The sequence below is a fragment of the Vogesella sp. LIG4 genome (assembly GCF_900090205.1).
Lineage (GTDB): Bacteria > Pseudomonadota > Gammaproteobacteria > Burkholderiales > Chromobacteriaceae > Vogesella.
This window is the reverse complement of sequence record NZ_LT607802.1, coordinates 4041498-4055487: the sequence shown is the minus strand read 5'-3', so window position 1 is coordinate 4055487 and position 13990 is coordinate 4041498. Positions and strand designations below refer to the sequence as shown.

At 63.1% G+C, this 13990-nt stretch carries 12 protein-coding genes; 5 read left to right on the top strand and 7 right to left on the bottom strand.

Going from position 1 to position 13990, the window contains the following annotated elements:
- Window positions 1-9: 9 nt before the first annotated feature.
- From PSELUDRAFT_RS18665 to PSELUDRAFT_RS18640, 6 genes are all read right to left on the bottom strand, one after another.
- Entirely contained in the window at window positions 10-864 is an 855-nt protein-coding gene (locus PSELUDRAFT_RS18665) for an RnfABCDGE type electron transport complex subunit D (RefSeq protein WP_088968250.1), read from the bottom strand.
- Entirely contained in the window at window positions 861-2990 is a 2130-nt protein-coding gene (rsxC, locus tag PSELUDRAFT_RS18660; protein WP_088968249.1) for an electron transport complex subunit RsxC, read from the bottom strand. Before rsxC ends, PSELUDRAFT_RS18665 begins: the two co-directional genes overlap by 4 nt.
- Window positions 2987-3577 carry an electron transport complex subunit RsxB gene (rsxB, locus tag PSELUDRAFT_RS18655; protein ID WP_088968248.1) on the bottom strand — a complete coding sequence of 197 codons (591 nt, stop codon included), beginning with the start codon at window positions 3575-3577 and terminating at the stop codon, window positions 2987-2989. The genes rsxC and rsxB overlap by 4 nt, the downstream gene beginning before the upstream one ends.
- A gap of 435 nt (window positions 3578-4012) precedes the next feature.
- Window positions 4013-5980, bottom strand: a complete 1968-nt coding sequence (acs, locus tag PSELUDRAFT_RS18650; protein ID WP_088968247.1) for an acetate--CoA ligase — start codon at window positions 5978-5980, stop codon at window positions 4013-4015.
- 72 nt (window positions 5981-6052) lie between these two features.
- On the bottom strand, window positions 6053-7732 hold the full coding sequence (locus PSELUDRAFT_RS18645) for a cation acetate symporter (RefSeq protein ID WP_088968246.1): 1680 nt from the start codon (window positions 7730-7732) through the stop codon (window positions 6053-6055).
- Window positions 7729-8037, bottom strand: coding sequence for a DUF485 domain-containing protein (locus PSELUDRAFT_RS18640; protein ID WP_088968245.1), 309 nt, complete (start codon window positions 8035-8037; stop codon window positions 7729-7731). The genes PSELUDRAFT_RS18645 and PSELUDRAFT_RS18640 overlap by 4 nt, the downstream gene beginning before the upstream one ends.
- Before the next feature lie 313 nt (window positions 8038-8350).
- On the opposite strand from PSELUDRAFT_RS18640, the gene PSELUDRAFT_RS18635 reads away from it, so the two are divergent.
- Together PSELUDRAFT_RS18635 and PSELUDRAFT_RS18630 are read left to right on the top strand one after the other, a co-directional pair.
- Window positions 8351-9247 carry a LysR family transcriptional regulator gene (locus PSELUDRAFT_RS18635; protein WP_088968244.1) on the top strand — a complete coding sequence of 299 codons (897 nt, stop codon included), beginning with the start codon at window positions 8351-8353 and terminating at the stop codon, window positions 9245-9247.
- A 35-nt stretch (window positions 9248-9282) separates the two neighbouring features.
- Window positions 9283-9723 (top strand): hypothetical protein, encoded by a 441-nt coding sequence (locus PSELUDRAFT_RS18630; protein WP_088968243.1) that lies wholly within the window; start codon window positions 9283-9285, stop codon window positions 9721-9723.
- An 82-nt stretch (window positions 9724-9805) separates the two neighbouring features.
- On the opposite strand, the gene PSELUDRAFT_RS18625 is transcribed toward PSELUDRAFT_RS18630, so the two are convergent.
- Window positions 9806-10678 carry a DMT family transporter gene (locus PSELUDRAFT_RS18625; RefSeq protein WP_231895263.1) on the bottom strand — a complete coding sequence of 291 codons (873 nt, stop codon included), beginning with the start codon at window positions 10676-10678 and terminating at the stop codon, window positions 9806-9808.
- A gap of 99 nt (window positions 10679-10777) precedes the next feature.
- Here PSELUDRAFT_RS18625 and PSELUDRAFT_RS18620 point away from each other — a divergent pair, with 99 nt between their 5' ends.
- The 3 genes from PSELUDRAFT_RS18620 to PSELUDRAFT_RS18610 all read left to right on the top strand — a co-directional run bounded on the left by PSELUDRAFT_RS18620 (window position 10778) and on the right by PSELUDRAFT_RS18610 (window position 13973).
- The gene (locus PSELUDRAFT_RS18620) at window positions 10778-11767 is read left to right on the top strand and encodes a folate-binding protein YgfZ (protein ID WP_162291274.1); all 990 of its coding nucleotides are present in this window, start codon (window positions 10778-10780) and stop codon (window positions 11765-11767) included.
- Between the two features lie 91 nt (window positions 11768-11858).
- On the top strand, window positions 11859-12182 hold the full coding sequence (locus PSELUDRAFT_RS18615; protein ID WP_088968240.1) for an H-NS family nucleoid-associated regulatory protein: 324 nt from the start codon (window positions 11859-11861) through the stop codon (window positions 12180-12182).
- Window positions 12183-12323: 141 nt separating this feature from the next.
- Window positions 12324-13973 carry a hypothetical protein gene (locus tag PSELUDRAFT_RS18610; RefSeq protein WP_088968239.1) on the top strand — a complete coding sequence of 550 codons (1650 nt, stop codon included), beginning with the start codon at window positions 12324-12326 and terminating at the stop codon, window positions 13971-13973.
- The last annotated feature ends 17 nt before the right edge of the window (window positions 13974-13990 follow it).

The window sequence follows — 13990 nt, the reverse complement described above, 5'->3', positions numbered from 1 at the left end:
GCTGGCTGGCTAGCCACGGCGTTTTCCCCGGTAGCCGAATGCTTTCGGCCAGGTGTGTCTATCGATGAACGGCACGACGCAGTTCATGATTAGCACCGCAAAAGCGATGGCGCCCTGAATTTCGCCGTTCACGCGCAGCAGCACGGTGAGCAGGCCCACGGCCAGGCCGAACAGCAGACGGCCGCGCGGCAACCAGGGAGAGGTTACCGGGTCGGTGAGGATGAAACCGGCTGCCAGCAGGAGACCGCCATGGCTCAGCTGCCAGAGCGGGCTGGCGGAGTGTGACGGTGCCAGCTGCCACAGCAGCTCGCTCATGGCGCCGACCGCGGCCAGCATGGCCAGCGGTGCCTGCCAGTTGATCACTTTCTGTTGCCACAGCCAGAGTCCGCCAAGCAGCCAGCCCAGGGCGATCCAGCCTGCTGCGCTGGCTGTGGCGGGCAAGGCATCCATGCCCGCCATATGTGCCGGGAAGGCCAGCACGGCCACGGCCAGGCCGGCCATGGCCGGGTTGAACAGGTTATTGCCCAGGCCGCCATACAACTGCTTGGCCACCACGATGGCGAACAGTGTTGCCACCACGATCAACCACCAGGGCGCCAGCGGCGACATGAACAGCACCAGCAGCCAGGCGCTGACCACGGCGGACAGGTCCTTCAGGAACGGGGCCGGCGCGAGGCCGCGCATGCGCAGCATGGCCGCCTCGGCCAGCAGCGCGGTAATGCTTGCCAGGGGCAGCTGCCATAACAGCGCGGGGCCATTGAACCACACTGACAGGGCAATGCCCGGCAGCAATGCGACCAACACCTTGCGCATCAGCGTGGCGACGGTAGTGGCTCGGGCGATGTGGGGGGCGTATTGGCTCATGTTGTCGGGCCCTGCTGATCCTGTGGTGCCGGCTGCTGCGCGGCTGCCTTGCGTGCGGCGGCGCGTTCCATGGCGGCCTTGACGGCCGCCTGCTTGGCTTCATCCATGCCGGTAGCCGGGGCAGGGTTGGCCGCAGCCGGGCTGTCGGCCTGCTGAGCTGTCGCCTTGCGCGCGGCGGCGCGTTCCATGGCGGCTTTGACTGCCGCCTGCTTGGCTTCGTCCATGCCGGTAGCCGGGGCAGGGTTGGCCGCAGCCGGGCTGTCGGCCTGCTGCGCTGTCGCCTTGCGCGCGGCGGCGCGTTCCATGGCGGCCTTGACGGCCGCCTGCTTGGCTTCATCCATGCCGGTAGCCGGGGCAGGGTTGGCCGCAGCCGGGCTGTCGGCCTGCTGCGCTGTCGCCTTGCGCGCGGCGGCGCGTTCCATGGCGGCTTTGACTGCCGCCTGCTTGGCTTCATCCATGCCGATAGCCGGGGCGGGGTTGGCCGCAGCCGGGCTGTCGGCCTGCTGCGCGGCTGCTTTGCGCGCGGCGGCGCGCTCCATGGCCGCCTTGATTGCCGCCTGCTTGCTGTCGTCCAGTGCCTGGCTGTGGCTGTCGCCCAGCGGGCTGGCTTGCTGTTGTGCCGCGGCGCGTGCCATGGCAGCGGCGATGATGGCCTGCTTCTTCGGGTCCTCGGGTGCCGTGCTGCTGGCTACCGCTGGCGCGTTCTCCCGCTTGGCGGCCTGTTCGGCGGCACGGGCGGCGAGGCGATCGGCTTTCTCCGCCTTGTCGCGCTCGATGCGGAACTGGCGGAAAGTAAACCGGCTGCGCGCGCGCTGCGCCGCCTGGCTGGCCTGCGCGCCGCTGTGGATGATGCTCTTGGCACGGCGGAAGTCGTCCACCAGCGGTATCTGGCTGGGGCAGACGTAGCTGCAGGCATTGCATTCGATGCAGTCGAACAATTGCCATTGCTGCGCCTGCTCAAGCTTGTCGGCCTGGGTGAGGCGGTACAGCGCCATCGGCTGCAGCCCTGTGGGGCAGACGCTGGCGCACTCGCCACAGCGGATGCAGGGCATGGCCGCCGGGCGCGGCGGGAAGGTGTCGCTGCTCTTGGCGATCAGGCAGCTGCCGTGCTTGTCCAGGCCAACGGCCAGCGTCGGCAGGGTAAAGCCGGTCATCGGGTCGCCCATGATGACTTCGGGGTTGTCGGTTTTCTGGCCGGTTTGTTGCAGCAGCCAGTCCAGTGGCGTGCCGATCAGCACCTCCAGGTTGCCGGGCTGGCTCACGGCGCCTGCCACGGTAACGATGCGGCTGAGCAGCGGCTCGCCATGCAGTACGGCGCGGGCGATGGCGTACAGCGTGTCCACGTTCAGGCTGTACATGCCATGTGCGGCGGTGTCGGCGCTGTATGGAATTTCCAGCCCGGTCAGGGCATGAATCAATTGCCGGCTGTCGCCGTTGGGGTAGCGTGCGGGCAGGGCGACTATCTGCCAGGGTTTATCCTGACAGGCACGCTGCATGGCGGCGATGGCCTGCGGCTTGTCATCGTCAATGCCGATCAGCACGCTGCCGGCTTGCAGCGCATGGGCGGCAATCTCGATGCCGGCGGCGATGTCGGCGGCCCGCTCCTGCATCAGCCGCTCATCGCAGCTGCGGTAGGGGGCGCTTTCCGCACCGTTTACCAGCAGCGTGGCGCTGCCGGCGCTGCGTTCCGGCGGGAACAGCCCGCTTTCCTGCGCGACTATGCCCATCTGCTGCAGGAAAGTGCGCAGTTGCTGGCTGTCGGCCTCGCGCCAGCCCGGCAGGCTGCAAGGCGGCATGCTGCTGTCACGGCCATCCGGTTGCAGGGTGAGGGTGAGTGCGGCCAACGCTGCCGGGTGGGCGCTGGGCTGCATGGCTATCGCCAGCACGGTGCCGGATGTCGGCGCGTGCACGGCGCTGGCCTGTGGCCCGGCCGGTTGTGCCAGCAACTGCCCCTTGCGCACGCTCTGTCCGGCTTGCACGCAGGGCTGGGTGGCGCTGTCGGCATACTGTGCCAGCGTGATCTGCAGCAGCGGTGGCAGCGGCAACTGGCGGATGGGCGTGTCGCGGGTGGTCTGTTTGTTTGCCGGCAGCTGCAGGCCGCCGTGACTGGCGTAGGGCAGGCTCACGGTCGCGCCTCCGGTGCGGGCTTCACCGCCTTGATCGGTATGGTCGCGTAGCGCCATTGCCAGTTGTTGAGCTGGGCATCGGCCGGAATCATGCGGATGCAGTCCACCGGGCAGGGGGTGAGGCACAGTTCGCAGCCGGTGCATTCGCTGGCAATGACGGTGTGCATCATCTTGGCGGAGCCGAGAATGGCATCTACCGGGCAGGCCTGGATGCACAGCGTACAGCCGATACAGGTGGCCTCGTCGATCAGCGCCACTGCCTTGGGCTTGGGTTGCGGCGCGTCGGCGGCAAACGGCTTGAAGGCCGCGCCGGTCAGCTCGGCCAGCTTCCTGATGCCTTCCTCGCCGCCCGGCGGGCATTTGTTGATGTCTTCACGCCCGCTGGCGATGGCTTCGGCATAGGGGCGGCAACCGGGGTGGCCGCACTGGCCGCACTGGGTCTGCGGCAGGATGGCGTCGATGCGCTCTGCCAGCGGGGTGTTGTCCTGCCGGCGGGGCTGCGGTGCTGCCGCGCCCGGCTTGCGCCGCATCAGCCAGGGCAGGGCCAGCATCAGCAGTACGCCGATGATCAGCAAGAAGGCACTCATTGCAGCCGCCCTCCCTGGTTCATGCGGCCCGGGCGGGGCTGCTGGGCAAGGTGGGCGCAGCGATTGGCGACACGTTCGGGCACCTGGCAGTTGAGCAAGGCGGTACAGGGCGGAAGCAGCAGGTAATGCGAGGGGTTCATTGAAACCAAGGCCGGCAGATAATCGAGGAATTATCCGTGTTAGGGCGGGTGGCTTCAACCTTGCTGCCGGCAGGGAAGGTTGGCCGCAGGCAATTTCATGCGCCGGGCACGGTGGCAGGGCAAAAAAACCGCCACACGGTGAGTGCAGCACACGTGTGGCGAAGGAGGGTTACGGATACAACTTACTTCAGCAGGGTACTACTCGGTTGCTGCGGCGATGGCTGGTTGCAGGGGGGCGCCACCGCCGCAGGCTTGACCGTTCGGCCCGTCACCCGGAAGTGTCGGGCCTGCTTGCTTAGACCGCGGCCTGTTGCAGCTGCTGCAGGATATGCGGGTTTTCCAGGGTGGAAACGTCCTGGCTGATCTCCTCGCCCTTGGCGATGGAGCGCAGCAGGCGGCGCATGATCTTGCCGGAGCGGGTCTTGGGCAGGTTGTCGCCGAAGCGGATGTCGTCCGGCTGCGCAATCTTGCCGATTTCGTGCGCTACCCAGTTCTTCAGCTCGGCGGCGATCTTCTTGGCATCGTCGCCTTCCGGGCGGGCGCCCTTCAGTACCACGAAGGCCACCACGGCCTCGCCCTTCACATCGTGCGGCTTGCCCACCACGGCGGCTTCCGCCACCAGCGGGTTGGCCACCAGCGCCGATTCGATCTCCATGGTGCCCAGGCGGTGGCCGGACACGTTCAGCACGTCATCGATACGGCCCATGATCCAGAAATAGCCGTTCTCGTCGCGGTTGGCGGAGTCGCCAGCCAGGTAGTACTGGCCGTTGAATTCGTCCGGGAAGTAAGTCTTCTTGAAGCGTTCCGGGTCGTTCCAGATGGTGCGCACCAGCGACGGGAACGGCTTCTTGATCACCAGGAAGCCACCACGGCCCGGCTCAACCTGGGCGCCGGATTCGTCCACGATGTCGGCGATGATGCCCGGCAGCGGCAGGGTGCAGGAGCCCGGCTTGGTCGGCACCGCGCCCGGCATCGGCGCAATCATGGCGGAGCCGGTTTCGGTCTGCCACCAGGTGTCCACGATAGGGCAGCGGCCGCCGCCTACCACCTCGTAGTACCACATCCAGGCTTCCGGGTTGATCGGCTCGCCCACGGTGCCCAGCAGGCGCAGGCTGGACAGGTCGAACTGCTTGGGCAGGTCGGAGCCGAGCTTGATCAGCGAGCGGATGGCGGTAGGGGCGGTGTAGAAGATCGATACCTTGTGCTTTTCGATCATGCGCCAGAAGCGGCTGGCATCCGGGTAGGTCGGTACGCCTTCGAACACCACCTGGGTGGCGCCGATGCCCAGCGGGCCGTAACAGATATAGGAGTGACCGGTGATCCAGCCCACGTCGGCGGTGCACCAGTACACGTCATTCGGTTTGTAGTCGAAGGCCCAGCGGAAGCTGTTGATGGCACCCAACAGGTAGCCGGCGCTGCTGTGCTGGATACCCTTGGGTTTGCCGGTGGAGCCGGAGGTGTAGAGGATGAACAGCGGGTCGTCCGCCAGCATCCATTCCGGTTCGCAGGTTTCGGCCTGGGCTTCGATCAGCTTGTGCCACCACACGTCGCGGCCTTCGGTCCACTGCGCGCCGCCATTGGTGCGCTGGTACACCACCACGTGCTGCACGGATTCACAACCTTCCAGCGCCAGCGCTTCGTCCACGGTTGCCTTCAGCGGGACGGTCTTGCCGCCGCGCAGGCCTTCGTTGGCGGTAATCACCAGCTTGGCGCCGGCATCCTGGATGCGGTCGCGCACGGCACCGGCGGAGAAGCCGCCGAACACCACGGAGTGGATGGCGCCGATACGGGCGCAGGCCTGCATGGCGACGATGGCTTCGATCACCATCGGCATGTAGATCACCACGCGATCACCCTTGGTGATGCCCAGGCTCTTCAGGCCGTTGGCGAACTGGCACACTCGGCGGTGCAGTTCGGCGTAGGTCACACGGGTAACGTCGCCGTCGTCGGCTTCGAAAATCAGGGCGATCTTGTTGCCGTTTTCCGCCAGGTGGCGGTCCAGGCAGTTGTAGGACACGTTCAGCATGCCGTCGTCGAACCACTTGAAGAACGGCGCATTGCTGTCGTCCAGCACGCGGCTGAACGGTTTTTTCCAGGTAATCAGTTCACGAGCCAGGTCACCCCAGAAGGACAGGTAATGATCGTCAGCCTGCTCGCACAGCGCGTTGTAGGCGTCCATGCCGGAGATGGCGGCCTTGCGGCGGAACTCGTCGGCTGGCGGGAAGCTGCGGGTTTCCTTGAGGATGGATTCGAGGGTAGACATACATGGCTCCTTTGTTTCTTTACTTTGGTTGGCCGCACCGCGAACGGTGCGGCCAGCTTGCTTTGGACTTGCTTAGTGTTTGGACGCGCCGGAGGCACCGATGCCGGTCATGGAGCGCACAAACTGTGCATCGAATTTCTCTTTTTCTTCAGCTGCGGACTTGGAGGTATCCAGTACCGAGAACAGCCAGGTGAAGAAGAAGGCCAGGGGCATCGAGAAGATGGCCGGGTTCTTGTACGGGAAGATGGCATGTTCGTGCTTCATCACATCCACCCACACGGTCGGGCCAAGCACGATCAGCAGCACGGCGGAGATCAGGCCGACAAAGCCGCCGATTACCGCGCCACGGGTGCTCAGGCCTTTCCAGAACATGGACATGAACAGTACCGGGAAGTTTGCGGAAGCGGCGATGGAGAATGCCAGGCCTACCATGAAGGCAATGTTCTGCTTCTCGAACACCAGGCCCAGCACGATGGCGAGAATGCCAAGGCACAGGGTGGTGATCTTGGATACGCGCATTTCATCCTTCTCGTTGGCCTTGCCCTTCTTGATCACCGAGGCGTACAGGTCGTGCGACACGGCGGAAGCGCCGGACAGTGCCAGACCGGCAACCACCGCCAGGATGGTAGCGAAGGCCACCGCGGAGATGAAGCCGTAGAACACGTTGCCGCCTACCACGTGAGCCAGGTGGATGGCCGCCATATTGTTACCGCCGATCAGCTGGGTGAGCGGCTTGCCGTTCTTGGTGATGGTTTCCATCAGGCCCGGCTGGTTCAGCACCAGCATGATGGCGCCAAAGCCGATCACGAAGGTCAGGATATAGAAGTAGCCGATGAAACCGGTGGCGAAGAATACCGACTTGCGGGCTTCCTTGGCGTTGGACACGGTGAAGAAGCGCATCAGGATGTGCGGCAGGCCAGCGGTACCGAACATCAGCGCCAGACCCAGCGAGATGGAGTCAACCGGATCAGCTTTGCCCGGCGCCATGATGGCAGCGTGCTTGGCATGGATGGCTACCGCTTTCTGGAACATCACTTCCGGGCTGAAGCCCACCGAAGCCAGCACCATGACGGCCATGAAGGTGGCGCCTGCCAGCAGGATCACCGCCTTGATGATCTGTACCCAGGTGGTGGCCAGCATGCCGCCGAACATCACGTACATCACCATCAGCACGCCTACCAGTACCACGGCCACGCTGTAGTCCAGGCCGAACAGCAGCTGGATCAGCTTGCCGGCGCCCACCATCTGTGCGATCAGGTACAGCGCCACCACCACCAGGGTGCCGGTAGCGGCGAAGGTGCGCACCGGGCCTTGCTGCAGGCGGTAGGAAGCCACGTCGGCAAAGGTGAACTTGCCCAGGTTGCGCAGGCGTTCGGCCACCAGGAACAGGATGATCGGCCAGCCCACCAGAAAGCCCATGGAGTAGATCAGGCCGTCATAGCCCTTTTCGAACACCATGGCGGAAATACCCAGGAAGGACGCGGCGGACATGTAGTCGCCGGCAATCGCGAGGCCGTTCTGGAAACCGGTGATACCGCCGCCGCCGGTGTAGAAGTCGGAAGCGGACTGGGTACGGCGCGCCGCCCAGTAGGTAATGAACAGGGTGATGCCCACGAAGATGACGAACAGGATGATGGCAGTCCAGTTGGTAGCCTGCTTCTGCACCTCACCCTCAATGGCGCCGGCAGCCATGGCCAGGCTCGGCAATGCGGCCAACGTGGCAATTGCTGTATTTTTCAGCCATTTGCTCATTTTTTTGCCTCCTCAACGATCTGCTGGGTGAGTTCGTCGAACTCGGTGTTGGCCTTGCGCACATAGATGCCGGTCAGCACGAAAGCCGACACGATGATGGCAACACCGATGGGGATGCCGACGGTAGTCGTGCCGCCGGAGAGGGAAGCGCCCAGCGTGGCGGGCGAGAAGGCAAGTACCAGAATGAAACCGTAGTAGATTGCCAGCATGATGATGCTGAGCAGCCATCCAAAGCTGGTCTTCTTGTGCACCAGTTCTTTGAACTTCGGATTGGCTTGCACCCGTTGCAGGATGTCCTCGTTCATTGTTTCCTCCTTTGTCGTCGCGGACAGACGGGGGGCCGTATCCGCGTGCTGGGAAATTAAGGCGCACTGGCAATAGGGGCTAATCGTTTTTTCTGATGCGGCGGATAAGGTTGGGCGTGTTATCGAAAAAAAATCTTTATTTGTCAGAATGTTGCAACCGAGCATTTGCTTTGTTGATACATGACATAAGTGATTTTTATCCAGAAAACTGCGCGGGTGCCCTTGTCGTCGCGCGGGTGCTTGTAGAGAATGGGGGCCGATAACTGGCAGGCCGCCCAAGCAGGCTGGCCGCACTCGGGAGGGTGGGCGCGGGATGGAAATCTATCAGCTGAGAACCTTTGTCACCGTGGCGCAACTGGGCCACCTGACGCAGGCCGCTGAGGTGTTGCACTTGTCACAGCCGGCGGTTACGGCACAGATCAAGGCGGTGGAAGAAGAAGTCGGCATGCCGCTGTTCGAGCGCACCGCCGGCGGCGTGGTGCTGACCCGTGCCGGGCAGGAGCTGCTGCCGCAGGCGCAGGAGATACTGGCTTCCGCCAAGAACCTGCTCAACCACGCACGCAGCCTCAAGGGCCAGCTTACCGGCAAGGCGCAGATCGGCATCACGCTGATGCCGGCGGTGCTGCGCATCGGCCCCTGGGTGGCGCGGCTTACCGAGCGCTTCCCGCTGCTGGAAGTGTGTCTGCAGCAGGGGGTGACCGGCGATGTGATCAACGCGGTGCGCAAGAAGGAACTGGACGGCGGCTTCTACCTTGGCAAGAACCCGTACGTGAACGTGCATACCGTGCTGCTGGACAATATGCGCATGCGCGTGGTGCTGCCCAAGGGCTGGCTGGCGCGGGTGCCGGACGGCAACCCGCGGGAACTGGGCAAGCTGTGCTGGGTGGGCGTGTCACAGTTTTCCAGCTTGTCCAAAATCGTCAGCGAGCTGTGGCGCGAGCTGAATATCTCGCCGAAGAAAGTTTCGGAAAGCGACACTTTCCTTACCGCCATGGAACTGGTCAAATCCGGTGTCGGCGTTGCCCTGCTGCCGGAGGCTGATGCCCTGGCGGCGGAGCAGGCCGGCGAGCTGGAGGTGTGGCCGGAGCTGGTCAAGACCGCGGAGCTGCAGTTCGTGTTCGCCGCCGACAAGGCCAGCGACCCGGTGCTGCAGGTGCTGATCGGCGAACTGGCGCCGGTATGGGGTATCGCCATTCCCAACTTTGAATAGCCGCTGCCGACAGGCGGCTTCGCAACGGAGGCTTCATGCCCAACGTGTTGCAGCAGTACCTGGATGTGTTCCAAGCCGCCCAGCAGCGCTGGCTGGAGGCTCACTCGGACTACCTGCAGCAGCTGTGGCGGCAGCCGCTGTTGCCCACTCATCGCCAGCAGCTGGCGCAGCAGCTGGAAAACTCGCTGGCATCCGGCGCCTCCCTGCTGCGCGCATCGGCTGACCTGCACAATGATCTGCAAGTGCTGAACGAGCGCTGGCTGGGGCGGCAGCAGAAGTGCTGGCAGGAATATCTGACCACGCTGCCCAAGCCGTTCGGCCACTGCATGCTGCCGATGGACGCCAGCCTGTCTGGTTGTCTGATCGCCAGCCGCGCCAGCCGGCAGATCAACCACTTTGCCTCCACGCGGCTGTCCAATGCGCCTTTGCAGGCGGTGCGCGGGGCGCAGCGCAGTTATCGCCAGCCGGACAAATAACCCTGCTGCCAGGCGCTGTTTGTCTGGCGTGCGACTCTCTAAAATAGATGGAGCCGGCCTTGTGCCGGCTCCATGCGTTTGTTCATGGCCGTCGCGATGCCACGGCGCCGATGGTGGCGCCGCCGAGGATCAGTCCGCCGGCCAGCCAGCTGATGGCCGTCATTTTGCCGAGGCCGGACAGGGACAGCAGCATGGTCGACAACAGCGGTGTGAGGTAGGACAGCGTGCCGACCTGGCGCGGATCGGCCTGCTTCATCGCCTTGTCCCACAGGAAGAACGACAGCCCCAGCGGGCCGAGGCCGATGATGACCAGGGCCAGCCATTCCTTTGCATTGGGTACGATCGACGGCTCGAACAGTGCATGGCAAATACCGGCCAGTGCCGCCGAAATCAGGCAGAAGCCGCCCACCGCGCTGCTGGGAAAGCCGGGCATGCGGCGCAGCAGCAGGCTGTAGCAAGCCCAGGTGAAGGCGGCGGCAAGGGCGAAGAAATAACCGCTGGGCAGCGTTGGCGGCAATTGCAGATGGCCCTGGGTGACAATCAGCACGGCACCGCCGAAGCCGGCAATGGACGCCACGATGTGCAGCCAATGCAGGCGACCCAGGCGGAACAGCGGGCTTAGCAGCACCAGCAGCAATGGCCACAGGTAATTGAGCAGGTTGGCTTCCAGTGGCGGTGCAGTGCGATAGGCAGTAAACAACAGGCAGTGGTAGCCGAAAATACCGGCGACGCCAACCAGCAATACCCGGCCCGGTACGCGCCATTCGCGAAAACGGTGTATGGACAGCAGGCCGCCCAGTGCCAGGGCAACGGCGGTCACAAGAAACGGGGGTAGTCGCTGGGTAAAGGCGCCGAGACTGGCGATGGTGGACCACAACAGAATGGCAAGAAACGCCGGGAATAACGGGTGCTGCTTCATTAATCTGGGAGAGGCTGGTGTTGCAGAACCTGCCACTATCGCTACTGTACAGTTAATGGTCAAGCACTCGGTTGGCGTATCATTTCAGGCCGCAATGGCGGCAAAGCAAGAGGTTGAAAAATGCAGCAGCAAATAATGACGGCCTGGCTGGCTCAGAATCAGGCTAGCGTGAATGAGGCGGGTGAACTTAATCTGCCAGACTATGCCAAACAGTTGGCCGCAGTTGACGAGGGCAGGGCTTTTAGCTGGCTCAGCAAGTTTTCCGTACTGCGTATTAGCGGTGACGATGCCACGGCATTCCTGCAGGGGCAGTTTTCCTGCGACGTTGCGGCCATTGCCGAGCATGGCGTGAGCTGGGGGAGTTATTCCACGGCCAAGGGCCGGATGCAGGCCAGCTTTCTGCTATTCGGCAGTGGGGGTATTTTCCATTTGTTGCTGCGCCGCGATATCGCCGAAACCTTCCGCAAGCGTTTATCGATGTTCGTTTTGCGCGCCAAGGTAAAAATCGAAAACGTGGATGACAGCATTGCCGCTTTGGCGGTGATACGGCCAACTGCCTGCAGCGGGGCAATTCCGCAACGCGAGGCGGCGGACGGCAATGATCTGGCTGCTGCCATCAGCCCGCAGGCCAGCATCGTGCTGAGTGATGCGCCGGCGGCTTTGCTGGCGCAGTGGCAGCCTGCCCTTGCCGCGGTTGGCAGCACCGCCTGGGACCTGGTATTCGTGCAGGCCGGCCTGCCATGGGTATCGCTGGCCACTTACGAAGAGTTTGTGCCACAGATGGCCAACCTCGATCTATTGGGCGGCATCAATTTCAAAAAAGGGTGTTACCCCGGCCAGGAAATCGTTGCCCGCACCCAATATCTTGGCAAGGTCAAACGCCGGCTGTATCGGGCGCTGGTTTCTGCTGCCGCGGTAAAAGAAGGCGATACCCTGGTGGCGGCGAGTACGGGCGATCAGACGATAGGGCGCGTGATGCTGGCAGTGCCGAAAACGGATGGCCAAAGCGAATGTCTGCTGGTTATCCAGGAGGCTGCCTGGCAGGAAAATCCGCAACTGGCGAATAACCCGGCCGCGCAATTGCAGCAATTGCCCCTGCCTTATCAACTGGGCGATGTCATCTGATTGTTAATATTGCAGATAATGTGCTTGACTCTGCTTTGTTTTATGGCTAATTTCCGAGAGTCTGAAAACTCGATTGCCAAAGGGTAATAAAATGGATCTGTCTACTCTCGACTTTGCAGGCCTGTTGCAACTGCGTACCGATGTTGATGCTGAAATCCGCCGCCGCGAAAGCGAAGAAAAAGCAAAAGCGGCCAAGCAGGTAATGGACCTGATCCGCACCCATGGCCTGGATATTCAGGAGCTGGCGACCAAGTCCGTTAAATCCCCTGCCAGCGGCACCCGTAAGCCGGTGGATGCCAAGTACCGTCATCCGGATGATGCTTCCCTGTCCTGGACCGGCCGTGGCCGTAAACCGCTGTGGGTAGTGACCTGGCTGGATTCCGGTCGTGCGCTCGACGATCTGCTGATCAAGTAATATTGACGCTGCTCAGCAAAACGCCATGCTTATGCATGGCGTTTTGCTTTTAGCCTCCCCGGCGCAGGGCCTTACACTATACTGATAGACAATAAACAGCCGACCCGGCTTATTCCGCCTCGATATTCGGGATCATGCTAAATGGTTAAGATCGATTTCCTGTCGTTTGGTAACAAGAAGAAAAGCGAGCCACTGGATGACGCAGAGGCGGCGGCGGCATGGTATGCCCAACTGCTACAGGAGTTCGGAGCCGGCGCCCACCAGAAAGTGATCGACCTGCTGGCGCAGTACAACCAGCATGGTGAGAGCCTGTCGGTGGACACACTGGGTGCCTTGCTGAAGCTGGATGAGCTCAATATCCAGCAGCACCAGCAGCTGGGCGCGCAATACCTGCTCAACGGCCGTTTGCCCAAGTTGCTGGAAGAGCAACTGCGTGCGCGCATCACCAACTATGACCGGCAGATCGTGGCAGCCTACCGGCGCTTCCTGGTGCTGGCCGACGCCGAGATGCAGACGCTGGGCAGCCGGCTGCGACTGGCGATTGCCCGCACCCTGCATTACCTGTCGGAACAGGCGCTGTGGCATTACTACCGTCATGAGCAGCCCGGCACGGTGTTCTGGGAATCGGTGAACCAGCTGTTTGCCTGTGCCGAAAAACTGGAAATGGATGCCAAGCCGGTGGTGCTGTTCGGCGATTCCCCGGCCACCACGGTGCATGACCTTTACCTGTCGCTGCTGATGGTGGCGGTGCTGTCCAGCGGCAACCTGTCCGCCCGCCAGGTATCGCTGGCCTACCAGATGGCGCTGCTGGTCTCCAACCGCGCCACCTTGCAGCGCAGCGCAGGCAACTACCCCAGCTTTGTGGTGGATCTGGACAAGGGGCAGCCCCCAGGCCGGGTGCGTCAGGAAATACCGCCCGGCAATCTGCGCTACTGGAATACCGCGGAAGTGACCGAGCAGATAGACCGCTGGGGCGTGGTATGCGAGTCCGGTGTGATTCCCGTGGAACTCAAGGGCCTGATGATGACCGCCAGCGAAACCACGCTGCTGCGTTATCTCACGCGCGAATGGGCGGAGCGGCCGTATGTCTACCAGCGGGCGGAGCGCGTACGCACCGAATCCCAGCGCGTGGAAGTGGCGCACCGGCTGACGGTGATTCACCGCCTGGTGCGGGAGCTGGACGAGGGGACTGCGGCCAACTGGTCAAACTCCGATTCCGCGGCGGAAGAGGGCTTCCGCGTCTACGGCTTTGTCAGCAGCCGGCGGCGGGAGAAATACGCTTATTCCCAGGTGCAGGCGCCATCGCCCTTTCCATTCTGGGAGCTGGACAACAAGAGTGCTAGTGGCATCGGGGTCAACCTGCCGGCCCATGGCAACGAATGGGTGTCGCTCGGCGCGCTGATGTCTTTCCGCGAAATGGGTGAAGAGGGCTGGTCCATCGGCCTGATCCGCCGTTTGCAGCGGCCGGAGCCGGATCGCGTCTACCTGGGCATTCACGTGTTGACCAGCCGCCCGGTGGCAGCGTCGCTGCATCGCAACGATGGTGTGCCGCCGGATGCGGTGCTGCCGGCGGACATGATCTGGAACCGTGGCGAGATCGCCCTGTTCGTGCCATTGCTGCGCGAGGACAAGAAGCTGAACACGCTGCTGCTGTCGGTCAGCTCCTACAATGCCGGGCGCGAGCTGGAAATGCGTGCCCGCGGCAAGAACTTCCAGATTCGCCTGGGCAGGGTGCTGGAGAAGGGCGTCGACTGGTGCCAGGTGGAGATCGAGCTGATCAAGGCTGCTTGACGCAGTTGCTTGCGCAG

Excerpts from the sequence above, each read along its gene's own strand:
- PSELUDRAFT_RS18665 (WP_088968250.1), bottom strand. The coding sequence starts at position 864 with ATGAGCCAATACGCCCCCCACATCGCCCGAGCCACTACCGTCGCCACG.
- rsxB (WP_088968248.1), bottom strand. The coding sequence starts at position 3,577 with ATGAGTGCCTTCTTGCTGATCATCGGCGTACTGCTGATGCTGGCCCTG.
- acs (WP_088968247.1), bottom strand. The coding sequence starts at position 5,980 with ATGTCTACCCTCGAATCCATCCTCAAGGAAACCCGCAGCTTCCCGCCA.
- PSELUDRAFT_RS18645 (WP_088968246.1), bottom strand. The coding sequence starts at position 7,732 with ATGAGCAAATGGCTGAAAAATACAGCAATTGCCACGTTGGCCGCATTG.
- PSELUDRAFT_RS18640 (WP_088968245.1), bottom strand. The coding sequence starts at position 8,037 with ATGAACGAGGACATCCTGCAACGGGTGCAAGCCAATCCGAAGTTCAAA.
- PSELUDRAFT_RS18635 (WP_088968244.1), top strand. The coding sequence starts at position 8,351 with ATGGAAATCTATCAGCTGAGAACCTTTGTCACCGTGGCGCAACTGGGC.
- PSELUDRAFT_RS18630 (WP_088968243.1), top strand. The coding sequence starts at position 9,283 with ATGCCCAACGTGTTGCAGCAGTACCTGGATGTGTTCCAAGCCGCCCAG.
- PSELUDRAFT_RS18620 (WP_162291274.1), top strand. The coding sequence starts at position 10,778 with ATGACGGCCTGGCTGGCTCAGAATCAGGCTAGCGTGAATGAGGCGGGT.
- PSELUDRAFT_RS18615 (WP_088968240.1), top strand. The coding sequence starts at position 11,859 with ATGGATCTGTCTACTCTCGACTTTGCAGGCCTGTTGCAACTGCGTACC.
- PSELUDRAFT_RS18610 (WP_088968239.1), top strand. The coding sequence starts at position 12,324 with ATGGTTAAGATCGATTTCCTGTCGTTTGGTAACAAGAAGAAAAGCGAG.